14 protein-coding genes are annotated in these 20,772 nt (G+C 64.1%); 10 read left to right on the forward strand and 4 right to left on the reverse strand.

The genetic code is table 11. The features are described from left to right. Window positions 1-183 precede the first annotated feature (183 nt). Together DSM43276_RS13695 and DSM43276_RS13700 are read right to left on the reverse strand one after the other, a co-directional pair. The gene (locus DSM43276_RS13695; RefSeq protein ID WP_078330036.1) at window positions 184-1,764 is read right to left on the reverse strand and encodes a DHA2 family efflux MFS transporter permease subunit; all 1,581 of its coding nucleotides are present in this window, start codon (window positions 1,762-1,764) and stop codon (window positions 184-186) included. 40 nt (window positions 1,765-1,804) lie between these two features. Further along, window positions 1,805-2,707, reverse strand: a complete 903-nt coding sequence (locus DSM43276_RS13700; RefSeq protein WP_078330174.1) for an SDR family NAD(P)-dependent oxidoreductase — start codon at window positions 2,705-2,707, stop codon at window positions 1,805-1,807. Between the two features lie 283 nt (window positions 2,708-2,990). Between DSM43276_RS13700 and DSM43276_RS13705 the strand changes: the two genes are divergently transcribed. The 3 genes from DSM43276_RS13705 (at window position 2,991) to DSM43276_RS13715 (ending at window position 5,248) form a co-directional block, all read left to right on the forward strand. Then, on the forward strand, window positions 2,991-3,500 hold the full coding sequence (locus tag DSM43276_RS13705) for an SMI1/KNR4 family protein (RefSeq protein WP_078330175.1): 510 nt from the start codon (window positions 2,991-2,993) through the stop codon (window positions 3,498-3,500). Between the two features lie 177 nt (window positions 3,501-3,677). Then, window positions 3,678-4,757 carry a M48 family metallopeptidase gene (locus DSM43276_RS13710; protein ID WP_078330037.1) on the forward strand — a complete coding sequence of 360 codons (1,080 nt, stop codon included), beginning with the start codon at window positions 3,678-3,680 and terminating at the stop codon, window positions 4,755-4,757. 122 nt (window positions 4,758-4,879) lie between these two features. Next, window positions 4,880-5,248: a GatB/YqeY domain-containing protein gene (locus DSM43276_RS13715; protein ID WP_136629081.1), complete on the forward strand. Its 369-nt coding sequence runs from the start codon at window positions 4,880-4,882 to the stop codon at window positions 5,246-5,248. On the opposite strand, the gene DSM43276_RS13720 is transcribed toward DSM43276_RS13715, so the two are convergent. Next, entirely contained in the window at window positions 5,243-5,911 is a 669-nt protein-coding gene (locus DSM43276_RS13720) for a TetR/AcrR family transcriptional regulator (protein ID WP_136629083.1), read from the reverse strand. The genes DSM43276_RS13715 and DSM43276_RS13720 overlap by 6 nt on opposite strands. 106 nt (window positions 5,912-6,017) lie before the next feature. Here DSM43276_RS13720 and DSM43276_RS13725 point away from each other — a divergent pair, with 106 nt between their 5' ends. The 7 genes from DSM43276_RS13725 (at window position 6,018) to DSM43276_RS13755 (ending at window position 18,986) form a co-directional block, all read left to right on the forward strand. Next, window positions 6,018-7,520, forward strand: a complete 1,503-nt coding sequence (locus DSM43276_RS13725; protein ID WP_078330039.1) for an MFS transporter — start codon at window positions 6,018-6,020, stop codon at window positions 7,518-7,520. 37 nt (window positions 7,521-7,557) lie between these two features. Beyond that, entirely contained in the window at window positions 7,558-8,127 is a 570-nt protein-coding gene (locus tag DSM43276_RS13730; RefSeq protein ID WP_078330040.1) for a GNAT family protein, read from the forward strand. Window positions 8,128-8,291: 164 nt separating this feature from the next. Further along, window positions 8,292-10,358, forward strand: coding sequence for a hypothetical protein (locus DSM43276_RS13735; RefSeq protein WP_078330041.1), 2,067 nt, complete (start codon window positions 8,292-8,294; stop codon window positions 10,356-10,358). Window positions 10,359-10,414: 56 nt separating this feature from the next. Further along, window positions 10,415-10,996 (forward strand): class I SAM-dependent methyltransferase, encoded by a 582-nt coding sequence (locus DSM43276_RS13740; RefSeq protein ID WP_078330176.1) that lies wholly within the window; start codon window positions 10,415-10,417, stop codon window positions 10,994-10,996. Between the two features lie 221 nt (window positions 10,997-11,217). Continuing rightward, a complete protein-coding gene (gene car, locus DSM43276_RS13745) occupies window positions 11,218-14,784 on the forward strand; it encodes a carboxylic acid reductase (RefSeq protein ID WP_136629084.1) in 3,567 nt (1,188 codons plus the stop codon). A 53-nt stretch (window positions 14,785-14,837) separates the two neighbouring features. Next, on the forward strand, window positions 14,838-18,395 hold the full coding sequence (gene car, locus DSM43276_RS13750) for a carboxylic acid reductase (RefSeq protein WP_136629086.1): 3,558 nt from the start codon (window positions 14,838-14,840) through the stop codon (window positions 18,393-18,395). Window positions 18,396-18,485: 90 nt separating this feature from the next. Further along, window positions 18,486-18,986 carry a nuclear transport factor 2 family protein gene (locus DSM43276_RS13755; protein ID WP_078287864.1) on the forward strand — a complete coding sequence of 167 codons (501 nt, stop codon included), beginning with the start codon at window positions 18,486-18,488 and terminating at the stop codon, window positions 18,984-18,986. On the opposite strand, the gene DSM43276_RS13760 is transcribed toward DSM43276_RS13755, so the two are convergent. Further along, a complete protein-coding gene (locus DSM43276_RS13760) occupies window positions 18,983-20,725 on the reverse strand; it encodes an N-acyl-D-amino-acid deacylase family protein (RefSeq protein WP_078330043.1) in 1,743 nt (580 codons plus the stop codon). The two genes, DSM43276_RS13755 and DSM43276_RS13760, sit on opposite strands and share 4 nt — an antisense overlap. Between the last annotated feature and the right edge of the window lie 47 nt (window positions 20,726-20,772).

Below are 20,772 nucleotides of genomic sequence, written 5' to 3' on the forward strand. Positions count from 1 at the left end.
CAACCCCTTAGCTCTTAAGCGCTGGTCAGGGCTTATGCCCACAAGTTGAACACCACTGGCAGATCAGCTTAAGGGTTTCCTCAGGTTACGCAAGCCTTCCCTAACCCACAGGAAGGGACCCCGGGGTCGGGTATCAGGCCGCTAACCTGCACGAGCGCACGGAACGAAACGAAACGAAAATCTTCAGACGTCGGCGCCCACCACCAACTTCCTCGGCAAAAAGACTGCAGGAACAATGGTGACCACCGCTAATGCAACAGCAACGAAGAATACCGTCGTGTACGCGTGCGAAAGCCACTGCGGAGCATTTATCGCAAAATCTGAAATCGGATTCACCACCGGGCCACTCGATATTCCACGACTCCCGGTTTCTCCCTCCGCTATGGACAACGGATCGACCTGAATTCCGCCTCCGGCACGATTGAATTGATTGGTCAACAGCGTTGCCATCAACGCGGCCCCCACAGATCCGCCCACCTGATCGTTGACGCTCAGCAGCGTGGTGCCCCGCGCGATCTGGGACGGTGCCAGCGACTGCACGCAGGCCGCTGACAGTGGCGTCGACGTGCAGCCAACCCCCATGCCCATGACCATTAACCCGGCCAGCAGTATCGGCGAGAAATCTGCTTGTCGCGCCACACCGAATGTGAAGATGCCCAAGCCCACCGCAATCAACGGGAGGCCAATCAGCACAATCGTCCCTGGCCCGCGCCTGTCCATGAAGATCCCCGCGAGGGGCATGGTCAGCACGAGACCGACTCCCATTGCCACCATGGATATCCCGGACCGCATCGGCGATTGATGCAGCACCACCTGGAAGTAACTCGGCACAAGCAAGCTGACGCCGACAAAGGTGGCGGCGAAGGCGAACTGCGTGATGTTGGCCCACCTGACCACACGATTTTCGAACAGCCGTAGGTCGACAAGAGGATGCGACGCGCGGTTCCTGGTGTGCACGACGAACGCAAAAATCAGTGCGGAACCGATGATGACGGGTAGCAGGACATGTCGGTCGGCCATGCTGTCGCGCCCGGGGATCGCCGACATCCCGACAAGCAACATCGCCACGCCGGGTGAGAGCAACAGTGCGCCCACCACGTCGAGTTTCTCTGAAGGCTCGGGGTTATCCCCGGGAAACATGAAGGCCGCCAGCACGATGGCACTCAACCCGATCGGCAGGTTGATCAGGAATATCCATTCCCAGCCGTAGCTGCCGATCAACCATCCCCCCAGGATCGGCCCACCGATCGGGCCGAGCAAGAAGGGCGCCGCTCCTAGGGCGACCACTCTGCCAAGGCGCTTCGGGCCCGCCTCACGGGTCAAGATCATGAAGCTCAGTGGCATCAACATGCCACCACCAATGCCCTGAATCACACGGAAGATAATGAGCAACAAGATGTTTGGGGACACCGCGCACAACAACGAGCCAACCGTGAATACCAGGACGGCGCCCATGAACAGACGTTTTGTGCCGAAACGGTCGGCAGCCCATCCGGTCATCGGGATCACTGTTGCGAAGGCAAGCATGTAACCGGCGATGGTCCAGGACACGACGGCCTGACTGGAGCCGAACTCGGCGACAAAGGTCCGCTGAGCGACCGCCACAGCCGTACTGTCCAAAAATGCCATCACGCTGGCCAAACCGCAGACGCCAGCGATCCGCAGCAGTGCGGCGTCGAGCTTGTCGGGGTGCCCCGGCTCATTCACACCACGCTGCTCAGCCGACCCGCTCGGCGCCGAGAGGGCGGTAGGCACGCTGTCCATAGGTCGGCGAGTATATCCACGCAGAGGGGCCCGTTGGGGTCTACCTCAACGGGCCGGCCACCGCTTCCACCTGGCCTTCCGGGCTCCGGCCGCGGCCCGAATACCAACGGTAGTAATCGTTCTGCACCCGGCTCACGATTCCCGGTAGTACACGGTAGGAATCCCGGTACAAGATGCCCAGTGGGTTGTTCACCTCGCGACTGCGCCGCCTGAGCGCATCGACGACCATGTCGACGCCCTCCTCCAGCGTCAGCGATGCGTACTGGCTCCAGTCCGACGGGGCGATCATGTCGGTCGTCACCAGCGGGAGATGAACGTTGGTGACGCGCACTCCGTCGGCACGGCTCTCGATGCCCGCGATACGCAGTACCGCATCCATGGCCGCCTTCGACCCGACATAGGCAGAGAAGTCGGGCAGGTTGCCCAGCACTCCAATCGACGAGCTGTGCACGATATGCCCCGAGCCACGGGCACGCATGCCCGGCAGCAGGCGCAGCACCAGGCCCACACCACCGAGGTAATTGATCGCCACGGTCCGCTCGTAGTCGTGCAGCCGGTGTTCGGAGTCGGCGAGCGACCGCATGATCGATCTGCCCGCGTTCAGCACCAAAGTATCTGGCGCCCCATAGCGTTCGAGTACTTCGGTGGCGACCGCATCCGCGCCGTCACTCGTCGATAGATCGCCGGGCACCGCGTGCGCGATACCGCCCCGCACAGCGATCTCGCGCACCACGTCGTCGAGTTCATCGGCCCGGCGTGCGGTGACAATCGCACGAGCGCCCGCCTCCGCGACCCTCTCGGCCAGCCGGCGGCCGATCCCGCTCGACGCGCCGGTGATCAACACCGTCCGACCGCCCACGCGCTCGGACAGTGTCGGAGTCCATGGGTAGCTGACGCTGACCGGCCTCGTAAGAACGTTGATCATGTGTCTGACGGCCCGCATCGGGTCTCCCATAGCTCGTTGTGCTGCTGACTGTTTCGCGTTACGGCGGAGCCGAGGCGTGTAACCCCGAGTAATGATTATGTTGACATCAACCGTTGTCAAGATGGGGCCCCGGTCGTCGAATTTCGGCATCCCGCCTTCGTGCTGTTTGCTATCGTTGCTGATGGGCGCAAGTTTTGGGGGTCGTATGCGGTTCAGCGCGACACTCTTCCTCATCGCCACACTCCTCTGTGCGTGTGTGTCCCCCAGTAGCTCCGCCCGGCACGACGAATGGTCTTCGCTCGTGTCGATGCTCGCCGACCAGCAGAAGGCTCTGCATGAGAAGGACTCTCTGTACGACCTTCCCGGCACGCCCCAGCCGACGACACGCAAGGACATCCGCGCAAAGGAACGGCAGTGGGGCCTGTATCTGGATGCCGACCACCGGGAACTGCTCCAGGTCTCCGACGGCCTGCGCGCATTCTGCGGCTTCGACGACTTGTTCTCCCTCGCCGATTCGGCGCCCGGCTCGACGAACTGGGAGGGCATGAAGGCGTACATCGAAGGCGCGTCGCTGACTCCCGAATACTTCGGTGCCCACTCCTTCAACCAACTGATTCCCGTTCTCGGCACCGAGGACGACTACGTGATGATCATTGCCGTGGCCCACTCATACTTCAGCGACGAGCCGGGCACCGTGTTCGAGCTCGGCGGTAGTGGCCCCAACGGGATCGGCCAGTACCCGACACTGATGGACGCGGTGAGGACCAAGTCGGAGTGGTACCAGAGGGAACTCCGGAACACGAAGGCGTAGGTGTGCGGGGGAACCACAACGCATGCGCGATCGTCTGACCAAACAAGAAGGGCTTCCGGAGGGGATACATGACATCGGGACCAGGCGTTGCCCACACGGCATCCGCTAATAGCTGTCGCGTTCCCCGATGTCACCGGACGCGCGCGAACCATACGGTAACCAGATAGGTTGAATATCATGTCAGATCTGCCTACTCGCACCTACGCCGAGTTTCCCGGAATCAGTACCCGCGCCTGGGAACACCCGGCCGACCGGGCGGCTCTGCAAACACTGCGCAGCCTCAAAGGCTTCGACACCATCCTCAAGGCGCTGGCCGCGCTGCTGCGGGAACGTCAGCATCGGCTGATGTATCTGGCGACCGCCGTCCGCGTCGATGATCGACAGTTCACATCACTGCACGACACCCTCAACGACTGCGCGCGCGTCCTTGATGCCCCCGAAACCCCGGAGCTCTACGTCATTCAGGGGCCATACGCCAACGCCTACACCATCGGGATGGACCAACCGTTCATCGTGCTGACCTCCGCGCTGCTGGACCTGATGAACGAACAGGAGCTTCGCTTCATCGTCGGTCACGAACTCGGGCACGCACTCTCCGGGCATGCGGTGTACCGCACCATGCTGATGCACCTGATGCGGCTGGCCGGGAACCTCGGCTGGATGCCGATCGGAGGGTGGGCGCTGCGCGCCGTTGTCGCCGCGCTCATGGAATGGCAGCGCAAGTCCGAGCTGTCCGGGGACCGCGCCGGAATGCTCTGCGGCCAGGACGTGGACACCGCGATCCGGGTGGAGATGAAGCTGGCCGGGGGCTCACGCCTCGATGAGATGGATACGCAGCGCTTTCTGGCCCAGGCGGCCGAGTACGAGCGCACCGGAGACATGCGTGACGGCGTGCTCAAATTGCTCAACCTCGAACTGCAATCGCACCCGTTCTCCGTATTGCGGGCCGCCGAGCTCAGCAAGTGGATCGACCGCGGCGAGTATGGCGCGATCCTCGGCGGGGACTATCCGCGACGCGACGAGGACGCACAGGCCGATCTGGGTTCCGAGTTCCGCTCCGCGGCAAGGTCATACAAGGACAATTTCGATTCCTCGACCGACCCGCTGATCTCCGCGCTGCGCAACTTCGGATCCACGCTCGATGGCGTCGTCAATGTCGTCGGGCAGGGCGTCACCGATGTCGCCACCGACGTGCGACGCCGGTTCTCGGAGTGGCGCAACAATTCCGACGACGAGCCACGCGATGGCGACACCTGACCACGGAGACTCGACGGTCGACGTCGTGGAGTACGAAGACGGCGTCGGCCTAGCCGGATCCCCTTGACACCATCGGATATCCGATGGTCGCCACCGCTCCTTGCGGATACGCTCGACACCCCATGACATCGACCCACGACGCACGTGTGTTGCGCGCCACCATGCGCACCGATCTCACCGCCGCGATGAAGACCCGCAACGGCCCGGCCGTGAGCGCACTGCGGACGGCGATCGCCGCGATCGACAACGCCGAGTCAGTGGACGACACAGCCCGAAAGACGCTGGATAACACCCATATCGCCGGTGCGACAAGAGGTCTCGGATCAGCGGAGGTAGCCCGTAGGGTGCTCTCCCCCGCCGATGTGCGCGCCATCCTGCGGGCACAGATCGATGACCGTGCCACTGAAGCCGAGCGCTATGACACGCTCGGCCAAGCCCAGGCCGCCGCGCGGCTGCGCGAGGAGGCCGGGGTCATCGCCGGGTACCTATAGCGACCCGTAGCGCCGCGCGATGCCGTCGCACAGGATCTCCACACCCTTGACGATCACTTCACGCGGATTGGTCACCTGCGGCAGGTCGCCCACCCCCACCAGTGCGGCCAGTCGCGGGGATTCCGGCAGCTCGGCGTTACCGCCGATCAGCTCGGATAATCCCGAAAAGTCGGTGCGTGCGCCCGGGGAGACAAGCTGCCCACCGACCGCACCGAGGCCGACGCCCTGCGAGTAGCTCCACACCTGAAACGCCAGTTCCGCCGCCTCGGGCACCGGAACCCCGAGGTGACCGAAGGCCTCCAGCAACCAGTCGAAACACACCAGAGTGTCGGGCTGCATCCCGTTGCGTGGCACCGCATACGCCAACAGCACCCAGGGATGGGTGCTGTACAGATTGAAGTCGTATTCGACGGCGACGCGCACCCGCGCCCGCCAGTCAGGGTCACCCATCATCTCGGCGGGGTAGGCGAATCGGCGGGTGACCTCTGCGGTCATCTCGACCAGGAGCGCATCCTTGTCGGCGACGTGGCGGTATAGCGACATGGCCCCCACGCCGAGGGCCTCGGCGATCTTACGCATGGACACACCGGTCAGGCCTTCTGCATCGGCAATCGTGATGGCCTTGGCAACAATCGATTCCAGCGTGAGACGCGGATCGGTCACGATGCTCCCTCCATAACTCGATTGACCGGCTTCACCAATTTGCGTACAGTGTACCCAGTCTACTGCGTACGCCGTACGCGCCCCAATATCACCGGAGCGATACCCCATGACCACCTGCAAGAGCACTGCGCCCGAAAACGCGACGCCGGAAGGCGCCCGCGCTGGACGACGTACCTGGTTCGGGCTGGCCACGCTCCTGCTGCCCGTGTTCCTGGTGTCGATGGACGTCTCGGTGCTGTTCCTGGCGATGCCACGGCTGTCCGAGTCACTCAATCCATCGGCGGCCGAACAGCTCTGGATCCTGGATGTGTACGGATTCCTGCTCGCCGGACTGCTCATCACCATGGGCAACCTGGGCGACCGGTGGGGACGTCGACGTCTCATGCTCTGGGGTGCAACACTTTTTGGCATCGCATCGGTGATCGCCGCATTCGCGCCCACCCCGCTGGCACTGATCGCGGCACGCGCGCTGATGGGTATCGGCGGGGCCACCCTGCTCCCCGCCAGCCTGGCGCTTATCGGCGTCATGTTCCCCAATGCCCGCCAGAAGGCGCTCGCGGTCGGCATCTGGGCGGCGGCCTTCTCATTCGGTGCCGCCGTCGGCCCCGTCATCGGCGGCCTGCTGCTGCACCACTACTGGTGGGGCTCGGTGTTCCTCATCAACGTTCCGGTGCTGATCGTGCTGCTACTCACCGCCAACGCGCTCATCCCCGAATACCGAAACCCCGTCCTGGAACCGTTCGACCTCGCCGGCGTCGCGCTGTCGATGACCGGAATCATGACCCTGGTATACGCCGTGAAAGCCGCAGCGACGCATGGCTTCTCGCTATCCGTCGCAATCACCGGAGTGATCGGCGTCGTCACCCTGGCGATGTTCGTCCGGCAGCAGATGCGCTGCCCGCACCCGCTGCTCGCGCTGGACCTGTTCCGCAACCGGACCTTCACCGTGGCAATCGTCGGCACCGTCGCCGCGATGGCGACGTTCGGCGCCACGACCTACCTCACCGGGCTCTACCTGCAGTCAGTGCTCGGCTTCGACGTGCTGGCCGCCGCCTTCCTCGGACTGCCCATGGCGCTGACGGTCGCCTACTTCTCGATGGACGCAGCACGTATCGAGCGTCTACTCGGGGAGCGCTGGACATTCGTGGTGTCTCTGCTGGCCATGGCGGTTGGCAACGCGGTGCTCCTCGCACTGGGCCCACACGGGCCGGTGGGCGTCTACATCGCGGCAACGGTGATCGTGGGCGCCGGTGCCGGTGTCATGTTTACGTTCGTCTCTGCCGTAGCGCTCAATGCCGCCCCGACCGAGCGGGCCGGGCAGGCCACGGGCATCTCGGAGATGAGCTTTGAGCTCGGGACGGCCTTCGGGCTGGCTTTGTTCGGAGCCCTGGCCTCCGCGATCTTCGCCGCCCGCACCCATGTGCACGAGACACTCGGACAGGCCATGGCGCGCGCCAAGGACATCGGTGGCGAGGCGGGTGCCACCGCGGCCGAGCTCGCCAGGACCGGATGGACCGACGGAATCCACGCGGTAGCGGGGGTATCGACGCTGATCCTGGTGGCCGCCGCGATCACGGCCGCCGTTGTGATGCGTCACAGCGACAGCTGATAGGGAACCTTCGGCGCACCGGACTCGTAGAACACATATGACCCGCGAGATCCGAGACATCGACTCCACCACCGAGGCCGTTGCCCACCGCGTGATCGCCACAGCATTCGCCGAGGATCCCGTGATCCGTTGGGTGAACTCCGACCCCCGGCGTGACCAGGCGATTTTCCACGGGATCTCGCTCGCCTTGCACGGCTCCGGCCAGGGCGAGTACCTGCTGTACGAGGACGGCGTGGCGGTCGGGGCCGCGCATTGGGATCCTCCGAGCTGGGAGCCGCCGGGCGCGCAGCGGATGCGGGCCATCCCGTTGCTTCTCGGCGCGGTGCGGCTCGGCGTCTTCCGCGGTATTGCCCTGGCGCGTGCTGCCGCGGCCGTCCGGCCCAAGCACCCGCACTGGTATCTGGCGACCATCGGCGCCGCCGTCCCCGGCAGAGGTATCGGCTCAGCGCTCATCAAACACCAGATCGATCAGATCGAAGGTCCGGCCTATTTGGAGAGCTCCAACATCCGCAACAACCCGCTCTACGAACGCTTCGGCTTCAGGGTGGTCGACGAGATCAAACCGGCGCCCAACGGCCCCACGCTGTGGGCAATGTACCGGGACTGATTGCGCCCCAACATCGCTGATGCCGAACCCGCCGGATCACTGAGAATCGGTAACGACCGCGACTACCCTGGCGATGGAATACCTAGAGTTCTGTGTGTATTGAGTGCTGATAGTTGTTGTCTCCGCGGGGTGTAGCGGGGGCGCCGGTAGTACAGAGGGTTGAGATGACGATTGTTCCGCCTCCCGTCGAGGACACGGCGATGCGAGCGTGGGAGTTCCCCGAGAACGACCCCGAACCGCCCGCACAGTGGAGCAAGTACGTGCCCGGTGAGCCGCAATTGCGTGCGGCGGCCTTCGGGACGCTGATCGGCCTGCTGGTAGCGGTGCTTCTGGGCGCGGCCTATGGCGCCGAACCCGGCGGTTCCCTGTGGGCATTGAACAGGACCGTCTTCACCACCCACTCCCAGGACGTCGCCATACGCGCCGTGGTCTCCCCGCTCAAAAACGCCCAGGACATCCTGGGCAACGGCACGCAGCCCTCGCCCGATCAGCTCACCGAGGCCCGGACCTCACTCAATGAGGCCAAACAGGGATTGGAGTTCGTCTCCGCCTCCGCTGAGCGCACCACGCTGCAGAACCTTTATCTGCAGCTCACTCAACAGCTGCGCCAGTACACACCGGAACAGGCCCAGCAGCTTCCCCCGCTGCCCGCGCCCCCAGAGGTGAACACCGACGCCAACCTGGCCGCCAACGTGGGACCCGCCGCACCGGCATCATCGCCGCCGAGTTGGGGCTACGCCACCGCCGCGAGCGCCCCCGGCCCGGCTCCACAGTCCTACTCGGCTCCCCCGCCACCCGGAATTCCGGTCGATCCCGTTGCCGACTGGCCGGCTCCCGTCGCCCCACCGTTGACGCCCAACCTGCTCGATCTGGGCGGCTACGACCAGTCGTGGTCTCTGCTCTACGGATACAACGTCTTGGACTGGTTCAACTGGGGACTGTCCGGCTTCAACCGGTACGGGTTCGACTTCATGGGCTTCGACCGGTGGGGCTATGACCGGTGGGGCTACGACCGGTGGGGCTACGACCGGTCGGGTTACAACTGGGACGGCTACAACTGGTCGGGTTACAACCGCGACGGTCGAGATCGAGATGGCCGCAACGAATGGGGTCAGTTCCGCGACGACGATCCCCGCGATCAGGGTTGGTACGACAGGTATCACCCGTATCGGGAGTACTACGACTGGAAGTTCCAGAACACCAACCCGGTGTACAGCCGCAACCTGTGGGATCAGGCGCATGGAATCAACCCCGCTCAGTATCGGGATTGGAACCTGAATCGCAGCTGGGACAACCCCTTGGAGCGTGACTGGTCCCCCGTAACCAGCACCGCCCGCGTCGCCGACCGCCCGCTGTTGGCCGAGCCGGTGGTGAACCTCGATGCGTCACTCGCACAGTTCCTCACCGACGACAAGTCGTCCCGTCCGGCGGGGGATCTCATCAAGGATCTGTCGACGAAGTCGGTCCGAAACTTCAGCAAGGAACTTGCCACCCCACCTCCGGCTCCCGAGAAGACACCCACATCGGTGTCCCCTGCCGAGGTAAAGCCCTCTGCCCCACCGGTGTTGACGGCACCGGCGCCTACGGTTCCGCCAAAGCAAGTGCCCGAGGACTTCACACCCCCGTCACTGCCGACGGTTCCGCCACTGACACCGGCCCCGTCCACGGAGCCGCGCGCGACGTCCAGCACGACGAGCCCGGCCCCGTCGACCGAACCGTCACACCCACCGACCCCGACGTCCGGGTCTCCGACCGATGCCACCACCAGCCCGTCGGCTCCCACACCAACACCGAAGGAGGAGACATCGGCCCCCGTGACGACGCCGACGGCTCCGACTCACGAGACACCGGTGACGCCTACGCCACGTCAAACGGTCACCACAGCACCCTCGGAGACGGCCGAGCCATCGGTCGCTCCCGAACCGACCAAGCAGCACAGCACGCCGACGTATGAGGTCCCGACGTCCGAAGCACCCGCTCCGCGGGCGACCGTAGAACCTGCCCCCCAGCAGGTCCCCACCGAGGCTCCGGCGAAGCAGACACCCGTCGAGCGTGAGACGCCCCCATCACGCGCGTCGGCGCCAGAAACTGTGGCACCCACACGCGAAGCGCCCGCACGGGAGGCACCGACGTACAGCACCGTCACACAGGCACCCAGTTCAGGCGGCAGTAGCGGTGGTGGCGGTTACGGCAGTGGTAGTAGCGGCGGCAGTGGTGGTGGCCACCATTAGCGAGGGCCCCACCGCAGCGTAAGTAAGGGTACCCTTATTTCATGCCGACAACATGGATAGACACCGTGATACACCAGGTGCGCAGGGTGGGCGACTTCCCGTTTCCGCACCAGGCGGCCTTCATGCTGGACAATCCGATTCATCGAAAATTGGTGGATCCCGCGGGCGTGGCCGAGCGGTTGGGGCTGCGCGGTGACGAACGAGTGCTGGAGATCGGTCCAGGGCCGGGAATCTTCAGCGTGCAGATAGCCCCTCGACTCCCCTCGGGTCATCTCGACCTGTTCGACGTGCAGCCCGAGATGCTCGACAAGGTGAAACGCAAGCTCGACCGGGCCGGATGTCGGAACGCAGGATTCCACTCTGGCGACGCCAGTAATGGACTTCCGTTCCCGGACAGGTCCTTTGACATCGCCTTTCTCGCCAGCGTGATCGGCGAAGTCCCCGATAAGACCGCCTGCATCCGGTCACTGCACAAGGCGCTCAAGCCCGGCGGGCGGCTGGTCTTCCAGGAGATCTTCCTGGACCCCGATCGCCTGGGAATCTCCGAGCTACGCACCCTCACCGAACCGGAGGGTTTCGCCTTCTCCTCGGCGACCGGAAGCCGGTGGCGCGACATCGTGGAGTTCACCCGAACCTGATCCGCCCCAGCCGGTTCTTCACGCAGCCCTCGAGCACTCGGCGCCGGAGCGACCCCGCATAGCAAACCCCTGCGCAACCGACCCCACATCGACGCTGACGGTGCATGCGCATCCCGGACAGTGGGAGCCAGTTGTGAGGAATACCATGTCTGAAGATATCGTTAGTTTAGGTAATCTACTTTTCAGACTTCCAAAGAACACCCTGTCGATGTGAGGCTGCCATGACCGTGACCAACGAGACCGACCCGCAGCTGGAGCAGCTGGCCCGCCGCATCGAAAATCTGCGCGAGAGCGATCCACAGTTCCGCGCCACTGCACCCGATCGCACGGTCGCCGAGCAGGTACTGCGCCCCGGCCTACATCTCTCCGAGGCCATTGCGACGTTGATGACCGGATACGCCGAGCGCCCCGCATTGGGCGAGCGTGCACGTGAACTGGTCACCGACCATGACGGCCGGAGCGTGCTGCGCCTGCTCCCCCGTTTCGATACCACGACGTACGGTGAATTATGGTCCCGGACAACGTCTGTCGCAGCATACTGGCACCACGACGCGGCTCATTCGGTCAACGGCGGCGACCTGGTGGCGACCCTCGGGTTCACCAGCGTCGACTACACGGTGCTGGATCTGGCGATCATGATTCTCGGCGGGGTCGCGGTTCCGCTGCAGACCAGTGCACCAGCGTCGCAGTGGACCACCATTCTCGCCGAGACCGAACCCAACACGCTGGCCGTGAGCGTCGAATTGATCGGCACCGCATTGGAATCGGTACTCGCCACCCCGTCGATCAAGCAGGTCGTGGTGTTCGACTACACCCCCGAGGTCGATGCGCAACGCGAGGCCTTCGACGCCGCCAGCGCACAGCTCGCCGGAACCGGTATCACCATCGAGACGCTCGATGCGGTGATCACCCGCGGCAAAGAGCTTCCCGCCGCCCCGCTCTACGCACCTTCCCCCGGTGACGATCCACTGGCACTGCTGATCTACACCTCCGGCAGCACCGGGGCCCCCAAGGGCGCCATGCACAGTGAGAATATCGTGCGCCGCTGGTGGATTCGCGAAGACGTCATGGCCGGGACCGAGAACCTGCCCATGATCGGCCTGAACTTCATGCCGATGAGCCACATCATGGGCCGCGGCACACTCACCTCAACACTGTCCACCGGTGGACTCGGGTACTTCGCCGCATCCAGCGACATGTCAACGCTCTTCGAAGACATGGAGCTGATCCGCCCCACCGCACTCGCCCTGGTGCCCCGCGTATGCGACATGGTCTTCCAGCGGTTCCAGACGGAGGTGGATCGCCGCCTCGCCAGCGGTCACGCCGCGGATCCAGATGCGGTGGCCGCAGAGGTCAAGGCCGAGATTCGTGACAACCTCTTTGGTGGCCGCGTCTTGGCGGTCATGGTGGGCTCGGCACCGCTGTCCGAAGAGCTGGGCGAATTCATCGAGTCGTGCTTCGAGCTGCATCTGACGGACGGTTACGGATCCACCGAGGCGGGCATGGTGTTCCGTGATGGAGTCGTGCAACGCCCGCCGGTCATCGAGTACAAGCTCGTCGATGTGCCCGAGCTGGGGTACTTCTCCACCGACCAGCCGCATCCGCGCGGTGAGCTGCTGTTGAAGACCGACGGTATGTTCCTCGGCTACTACAAGCGTCCCGAGGTGACCGCGGGCGTCTTCGACGAAGACGGCTTCTACATGACCGGCGACATTGTCACCGAGCTCGCCCACGACAACATCCAGATTGTCGATCGCCGTAACAACGTGCTCAAACTGTCCCAGGGCGAGTTCGTCGCGGTCGCCACACTGGAAGCCGAGTATGCCAACAGCCCTGTGGTGCACCAGATCTACGTGTACGGCAGTAGCGAAAGGTCCTATCTGCTGGCGGTCGTGGTGCCGACACCGGAGGCCGTCGCGGCCGCGAAGGGCGACACCACGGCACTCAAGGTGACCATCGCGGATTCGCTGCAAGACATTGCCCGAGAGATCCAGTTGCAGTCCTATGAGATCCCGCGCGACTTCATCATCGAGCCCCAGCCGTTCACCCAAGGCAACGGTCTGCTGACCGGCATTGCCAAACTCGCGCGCCCAAATCTTAAGTCGCACTATGGCGATCGGCTGGAACAGATGTACGCCGATATCGCCGAGCAGCAGAGCTTGGAAATGCACCGGCTGCGTTCCGATTACGATCCCGACAAGCCCGCGCTGGAAACGGTGCTCAAGGCCGCCCAGGCCCTGCTGGGTGTCTCGTCGGCCGAACTGGCCGCGGACGCACATTTCACCGACCTGGGTGGCGATTCACTGTCTGCCCTGTCCTTCTCGGATCTACTGCGCGATATCTTCGACGTCGAGGTCCCCGTCGGCGTCATCGTCAGTGCCGCCAACGACCTCAGCGGTATCGCGAAGTTCGTTGATGAACAACGTCATTCCGGTGGTAACCGGCCGACCGCCGAGACGGTGCACGGAGCGGGGCATGCTGAGATCCGCGCCGCTGACCTGACTCTGGACAAGTTCATCGACGAGGCCACCCTGCAGGCGGCCCCCTCACTTCCCCGAGCGACCGGAACACCGCGGACCGTGCTGCTGACCGGATCCAACGGCTACCTGGGCCACTACCTGGCACTGGAATGGCTTGAGCGCCTGGACAAGACCGAGGGCAAGCTGATCGTCATCGTTCGCGGTAAGGACGCCGACGCGGCCTACCGCCGCCTCGAGGAGGCGTTCGACACCGGCGATACCGAACTGCTGGAGCACTTCCGAGCGCTGGCCGGAAAACACCTCGAGGTGCTCGCGGGCGATATCGGCGACCCGGACCTCGGTCTGGAGGCCGACACCTGGCAGCGCCTGGCCGACACCGTGGACGTCATCGTGCACCCGGCCGCACTGGTGAACCACGTACTGCCCTACAAGCAGCTTTTCGGCCCGAATGTCGTTGGCACCGGCGAAATCATCAAGCTGGCGCTGACCACCAAGATCAAGCCCATCACCTATCTGTCGACGGTCGCGGTCGCGGCGTATGTCGATCCGGCCACCTTCGACGAAGAGTCCGATATCCGGCTTATCAGCGCGGTGCGCCCCGTGGACGAGCTCTACGCCAACGGCTACGGCAACAGCAAGTGGGCCGGCGAGGTACTGCTGCGGGAGGCGCACGACCTCTGCGGCTTACCGGTCGCGGTGTTCCGCTCCGACATGATCCTGGCCCACAGCCACTACACCGGCCAGCTCAACGTCCCCGACCAGTTCACCCGCCTGATCCTGAGCCTCATCGCCACCGGCATCGCACCCGGATCGTTCTATCAGGCGCAGGCCACGACTGCGCGTCCCCGTGCGCACTATGACGGGCTCCCGGGTGACTTCACCGCCGAGGCCATCAGCACGTTGGGCACGCAAGTGTCGGAGGGCCCCGAGGCCTATGTGACGTACGACTGCGTGAACCCGCATTCCGACGGCATCTCGCTGGACAACTTCGTCGACTGGCTCATCGACGCCGGCTACCCCATCCAGCGCATCGACAACTACAGCCAGTGGTTCGACCGCTTCGACACCGCCATCCGCGGCCTACCCGAAAAACAAAAACAGCACTCGCTGCTACCCCTGCTGCACGCCTTCGAACAGCCCTCCGGCGCCGAAGACCACGGGGTTGTTCCGGCCAAGCATTTCCAGCACGCGGTGCAGGCCGCCGGAATCGGTCCGATCGGGCAGGACGGCACGACCGACATTCCTCATCTGTCGCGGCAGTTGATCGTCAAGTACGCCAAGGACCTCGAACAGCTCGGCCTGCTGTAGGTGCAGGTGAGCCCGCGCGCTTACAGAATCTACGGTTTCGTAAGCTGCCCGATATGACGATCGACGCCACCGCTGCCCACACGAAGGAAGCACGTCGTCAGCGGTTGGGTGACCGCGTGCGGCGTCTCTTCACCGAGGATCCGCAGTTCCGTGCGGCCAAACCCGATACCGCGGTCGATGCCGCCGTCGCCGTACCTGGTTTGCGGCTCGCACAGGTGGTGGCCACGATCATGGACGGGTACGCCGACCGTCCCGCCCTCGGACACCGGGCCCAGGAGCTCGTTACCGATGAGGCGGGTCGCTCGACACTACGTCCACTGCCCGAATTCGAGACCGTCACCTACGGCGAGCTGTGGGGTATGGCGCGTGCACTGGCTTCCGCGTGGCATCACGATGCCCACGCTCCGGTGCGGACCGGCGATTTTGTCGCGATGCTCGGCTTCACGAGCGTCGACTACACCGCAGTTGATCTCGCGTGCATCCACCTGGGCGCCGTAGCGGTACCGCTACAGACCAGCGCGCCCACATCGAATTGGACCGCCATCCTTGCCGAATCCGAACCCTCGGTACTGGCCGTGAGCGCCGAGCTATTGGATGTGGCAATGGAATCGGCGCTTGTCACGCCGTCGCTGCGACATATCACGGTCTTCGACTACCACCCCGGTGTCGATACACAGCACGAAAGCATCGAATCCGCACAGCACCGGATCGCCGAGGCGGATCTGCCGATTTCCGTTGACGTGATATCCGCGGTGATTGGGCACGGGCGTGCCCTTCCGGAAGCCCCCCTGTTCACCGCCGACGAGGGCGACGACCCGTTGGCCCTGGTGATCTACACCTCGGGAAGCACGGGCACCCCCAAGGGCGCGACATACACCGAGAAGATGGTCGCCAAACCATGGCTGAGGGCCGACACTCTGAGCTCCAAGGCCGAAATTCCTTTGATCAACCTCAATTTCATGCCGATGAGTCACGTGATGGGACGCGGCAGCCTGGTTACCGCGCTGGCCTGTGGCGGCCTCGCCTACTTCGCGGCATCCAGCGATATGTCCACCCTCTTCGAAGACATCACCCTCACCCGTCCCACCGTGGTGACTCTCGTTCCCCGAGTGTGCGACATGCTCTTTCAGCGTTACCGCAATGAGGTCGAACGCCGCGCCGGGGTCGATCCCGCCACCGATCTCGCCGCCCTCGAAGCCGAAGTCAAGGGTGAGTTCCGTGAAAACCTTTTCGGGGGACGTGTTTTGACCATCGTCTGCGGCTCAGCACCACTGTCCGAAGAGCTTGCGGCATTCATCGAATCCTGCCTGGACGCCCGTATCACCGACGGGTACGGGTCCACCGAGGCGGGGGTCATCGTGCGCAACGGGCGAATCCAGCGCCCGCCCGTCATCGACTACAAGCTGATCGACGTGCCCGAGCTGGGCTACTTCTCCACCGACAAACCGCACCCGCGGGGTGAGTTGCTGGTCAAAGCCGAGTCGGTGTTCGGCGGCTACTTCAAGCGCCCCGAGGTCACGGCTGATGTGTTCGACCCGGACGGGTACTACAAGACCGGCGATATCGTCGCCGAGCTCGAACCCGACAAGATCCAGATTGTCGACCGGCGCAACAATGTCATCAAGCTGTCCCAGGGTGAGTTCGTCGCGATCGCCAACCTGGAGGCCGAATACGCCAACAGTCCACTGATACAACAGATTTGCGTCTATGGAAGCAGCGAGCGGTCTTACCTGCTGGCCGTGGTGGTACCCACCTCCGAGGCATTCGAGCTGAGCCACGGCGATGACGAGCTACTCAGACGTCTGATCGCCGAGTCACTTCAGCAGGTAGCCCGCGACGCGGAACTGCAGCCCTACGAGGTGCCCCGCGACTTCCTGGTGGAGACCGAGCCGTTCTCTGCCGCCAACGGCCTGCTGACCGGTATCGCGAAGCTGGCCAGGCCCAAGCTGCACGAGAAGTATGGTGCCCGCCTCGAACAGCTGTACTCCGATATCGCGAGCGCCCAGGCGCTCGAACTTCAGGCCCTGCACTCTGCCGGACACGAGGGCAAGCCGGTAATCGACACCGTGCAACGTGCGATCACGGCGCTGCTGGGGCTGTCCGCGGCCGAAGTCAGCCCAGAGGCGCACTTCATCGACCTGGGCGGCGATTCCCTCTCCGCCCTCTCCTTCTCGGATCTGCTCCGCGACATCTTCGCCGTGGACATTCCGGTCGGCGATATCGTCAGCGCCGCCAACGATGTGGCCGCCATCGCGCGCATCATCGAAAAGCAGCGCGACTCCGGATCGGCCCAACCCACCGCCGAGACGGTGCACGGCGCCGGACACACCCAGATCCGCGCCGCCGACCTGACCCTGGACAAGTTCATCGACGAGGCCACCCTGCAGGCGGCCCCCTCATTGCCCAGAGCGCTCGGAGCCCCGCAGACGGCGTTGCTCACCGGAGCCAACGGCTACCTGGGCCGTTTCCTCGCACTGGAATGGCTTGAACGCCTGGACAAGACCGGTGGAAGCCTCATCGCCGTCATCCGCGGTAAGGACGCCGACGCCGCCTACCGCCGCCTCGAAGAGGCATTCGACAGCGGAGACTCCGAACTACTGGCGCATTTCCGGGCGCTGGCCAAAGAACACCTCGAGGTGCTCCCCGGCGATATCGGCGAACCCAACCTGGGACTGGATGCCGACACCTGGCAACGCCTGGCCGACACCGTGGACGTCATCGTGCACCCGGCCGCACTGGTCAATCACGTGCTCCCCTATAGCCAGTTGTTCGGCCCGAATGTCGTTGGCACCGCCGAAATCATCAAGCTGGCGCTGACCACCAAGATCAAGCCCATCACCTATCTGTCGACCGTCGCGGTGGCCATGTCGGTGGATCCCAAGGTGTTCGACGAGGATTCAGATATCCGCACCATCAGCGCGCTCCGGCCCATCGATGAGGGGTATGCCAACGGATACGGCAATGCGAAGTGGGCCGGCGAGGTGCTGCTGCGGGAGGCGCACGACCTCTGCGGCCTGCCGGTCGCGGTGTTCCGCTCCGACATGATCCTGGCCCACAGCCACTACACCGGCCAGCTCAACGTCCCCGACCAGTTCACCCGCCTGATCCTGAGCCTCATCGCCACCGGCATCGCACCCGGATCGTTCTACCAGAAACAGGCCGCGGGTGAACGTCCGCTAGCTCACTATGACGGGCTCCCAGCGGATTTCACGGCATCGGCCATTACCGCAGTCGGCGCCGCGGTCGCGTCTTCTGAAGCAATTCAGACCTACGATTCGGTGAACCCACATGCCGACGGCATATCGCTGGACAACTTCGTCGACTGGCTCATCGACGCCGGCTACCCCATCCAGCGCATCGACAACTACAGCCAGTGGTTCGACCGCTTCGACACCGCCATCCGCGGCCTACCCGAAAAACAAAAACAGCACTCGCTGCTACCCCTGCTGCACGCGTATCGATACCCGCAACACGCGCACAACGGGGCCTTCATACCCGCAATCAGATTCCGCGAGGGCGTCCACGCCGCCCAGAACATCGATATCCCCCACCTCACCGAGGATCTCATCGTCAAGTACGCCAAGGACCTCGAACAGCTCGGCCTGCTATAGCCGCGCGAATTTCTGTGCGCCGCTTTCAATTCCGTGGTGATACCGGCGAAGCCCGGATTCGGAATCGTGACCGGTGTTAGTGTCCCCGCCATGGGACAGTGGTCACGCGACGAGCTGCAGAGCATGTTCGACCATCACCTCCGGGTGGTCGATGAGATAGGCCCCAAGGGTGAGTGGGCCACATACGCCGACCTGTTCGCTGAGGACGCCAGCTATATCGAACCGACCTACGGCACGTTCGAGGGCCGCGACGCCATCCGCGAATCCATGGTCAAGACCATGTCGGAGTTCCCCGGGGCGGAGATGCCGCACTACTTCTCCAACTGGCACGTCGTCGACGAGGAACACGGCTGGGTCATCTGCGAGCTGGTCAACCGTATGAAGGACCCCGGCGACGGAAGCATCTGGGAGGCAACGAACATCAGCATCTTCCGCTACGCCGGCGACAATCAATGGGCCAACGAGGAAGACGTCTACAACCCGATGCAATTCATGGTGGCCATCCAGGGTTACGTGCAGCGCAGCAGCGAACTGGGCTCACTGTCCCCCGCGGCCGAGACCTTCGGGAAAAACATGGGCTGGCTCAGCTAGCTCGCGGCCAGGAACCGGCCCGCCTTGACCGTGCTGCCGAAGCCCTCGACGAAGGTGCCATAGGAGTACACCCGCTGCCCACCGACGACCGTAGCCGCGATCGCCCTGTCATTGCGGCACACCTGCCGGGACACCCCAAACTCGTCCATGAACTGCTCGTGGTATTCCTCCAGCGAATCATCAAGGCCCGCAGGGTCGATCACCGCAATATCGGCGGTGTCCCCAATACGCAGACGCCCGGCGTCCAGGCCGTACCACCCACCGAGCTCACCGGTGAGCCGGTGCACCGCGGCTTCCAGCGGCATGAAGGGCACACCCGCCTCGCTGGCCTCCTTCACGCGCTTGAGTAACCGCAACCCCGCGTTGTAAAAGGACATGTTGCGCAGGTGCGCACCTGAGTCGTTATTGCCCAGCTGGAAGTGGCGGTACTTAATGGCCTCATTCAGAATGTCGGTCCGGTCATTGGCGATGGTGGTGTGCCAGCGCACCTTCCCCGGGTACTCGGACACGAGGTCAAGGAAGGCGTTGACGGGCTGCACCCCACGATCGTCTGCCACCTGACCAAACGACTTGCCTACCACCGATTCGTCGGGACAACCAACGATCTCCGTGTCGTACATATCGCGATTCCAGGCCACTACTCCGTACTTCTGGGCCATCTCCTTGCGGAACCGTCGCCGATATCCCTCGTCCTTGATCAGATCGACCCGCTGGAGCTGATCGCGGATATCCAATGCCGCCGTGCCCGAGGCGAACTCCTCGAAGATCACCAAATCCATGCCATCGGAGTACAGATGGAACGGCACCGCCAGCAGCTGGAAGTTGACCTGGGAGCGCAGCAGCGGGTTCAGGGCGCCAGTCGCCGCCTTGAGGAGATTGATCACCGATCGGTTGCTCTTCAGATCAAAGGCCGCCAGCAGGGTGGTCTTGAGGGAGCGCCGCCAGGGGCGGGCGCCGCTGAGCAGGAAGTGCATGACAGTTTCGGGCCGCTTCTCCACGTCGAGGTTCGATTGCACCACCGCGCCGTGCCGGCGCACCACGTCATAGAGCGCGCCGTACTCGCGCCAGGTCGCGTACGTGGACGGCAACTGTCGACCCGCGAACCGGGTGCCCTCCAACTTGGAGAAACGCAGCCGGTCGGTGGACAGGCCGACGAAACCGGCGTCGAGCGCATCGGCCACCATGGCCCGCATCCGGGCCAGTTCCTCGGACGAGGGGCGTTCGTCGTAGTCGGTCGCGCGCGCGAGACCCATGACCGCCGCACGGATATCGGAGTGCCCGATCAGTGTTGCGACGTTGGCGCCCAACGGAAGTGACTCGATGAACTTGCGGTACCCGCGTGGTCCGTCCCAGTCTTTGTGCTCCTTCAGTGCCGAATGGACCGCATCCCACGGCAGGGCCTCGACCCGGGCGAAAAGATCGGCAACATCCTCCGGATCCGCGTACACCGCGGACATCGAGCAGTTGCCGTAGATGACGGAGGTGACACCATGGCGCACCGATTCACCCAGCCCCGGACTGACGAGCACCTCGGCGTCGTAGTGCGTATGCACGTCGACCATGCCGGGGATGACCCACTTGCCGTCGGCATCGATGACCTCGCTCGCGTCGGCACTCGACAGGCCGGGCGCCATGGCCACCACCTTGCCGCCGCGAACCCCGACATCCAGAGCTTGGCCGGGTGCGCCGGTCCCGTCGAACACCAGGCCCCCACGCACCAGCAGGTCAAATGTCGCCATACTCGATCCACCTCATTCGATCAGCAGATACTTAGCTTATCCCTGCG

The organism is Mycobacteroides salmoniphilum, from assembly GCF_004924335.1.
Classification (GTDB): domain Bacteria; phylum Actinomycetota; class Actinomycetes; order Mycobacteriales; family Mycobacteriaceae; genus Mycobacterium; species Mycobacterium salmoniphilum.

Bases quoted from the DNA above. Each gene is read 5' to 3' on its own strand.
- DSM43276_RS13695 (WP_078330036.1), bottom strand. From the start codon at position 1,764: ATGGACAGCGTGCCTACCGCCCTCTCGGCGCCGAGCGGGTCGGCTGAG.
- DSM43276_RS13700 (WP_078330174.1), bottom strand. From the start codon at position 2,707: ATGCGGGCCGTCAGACACATGATCAACGTTCTTACGAGGCCGGTCAGC.
- DSM43276_RS13710 (WP_078330037.1), top strand. From the start codon at position 3,678: ATGTCAGATCTGCCTACTCGCACCTACGCCGAGTTTCCCGGAATCAGT.
- DSM43276_RS13715 (WP_136629081.1), top strand. From the start codon at position 4,880: ATGACATCGACCCACGACGCACGTGTGTTGCGCGCCACCATGCGCACC.
- DSM43276_RS13725 (WP_078330039.1), top strand. From the start codon at position 6,018: ATGACCACCTGCAAGAGCACTGCGCCCGAAAACGCGACGCCGGAAGGC.
- DSM43276_RS13730 (WP_078330040.1), top strand. From the start codon at position 7,558: ATGACCCGCGAGATCCGAGACATCGACTCCACCACCGAGGCCGTTGCC.
- DSM43276_RS13735 (WP_078330041.1), top strand. From the start codon at position 8,292: ATGACGATTGTTCCGCCTCCCGTCGAGGACACGGCGATGCGAGCGTGG.
- car (WP_136629084.1), top strand. From the start codon at position 11,218: ATGACCGTGACCAACGAGACCGACCCGCAGCTGGAGCAGCTGGCCCGC.
- car (WP_136629086.1), top strand. From the start codon at position 14,838: ATGACGATCGACGCCACCGCTGCCCACACGAAGGAAGCACGTCGTCAG.
- DSM43276_RS13755 (WP_078287864.1), top strand. From the start codon at position 18,486: ATGGGACAGTGGTCACGCGACGAGCTGCAGAGCATGTTCGACCATCAC.
- DSM43276_RS13760 (WP_078330043.1), bottom strand. From the start codon at position 20,725: ATGGCGACATTTGACCTGCTGGTGCGTGGGGGCCTGGTGTTCGACGGG.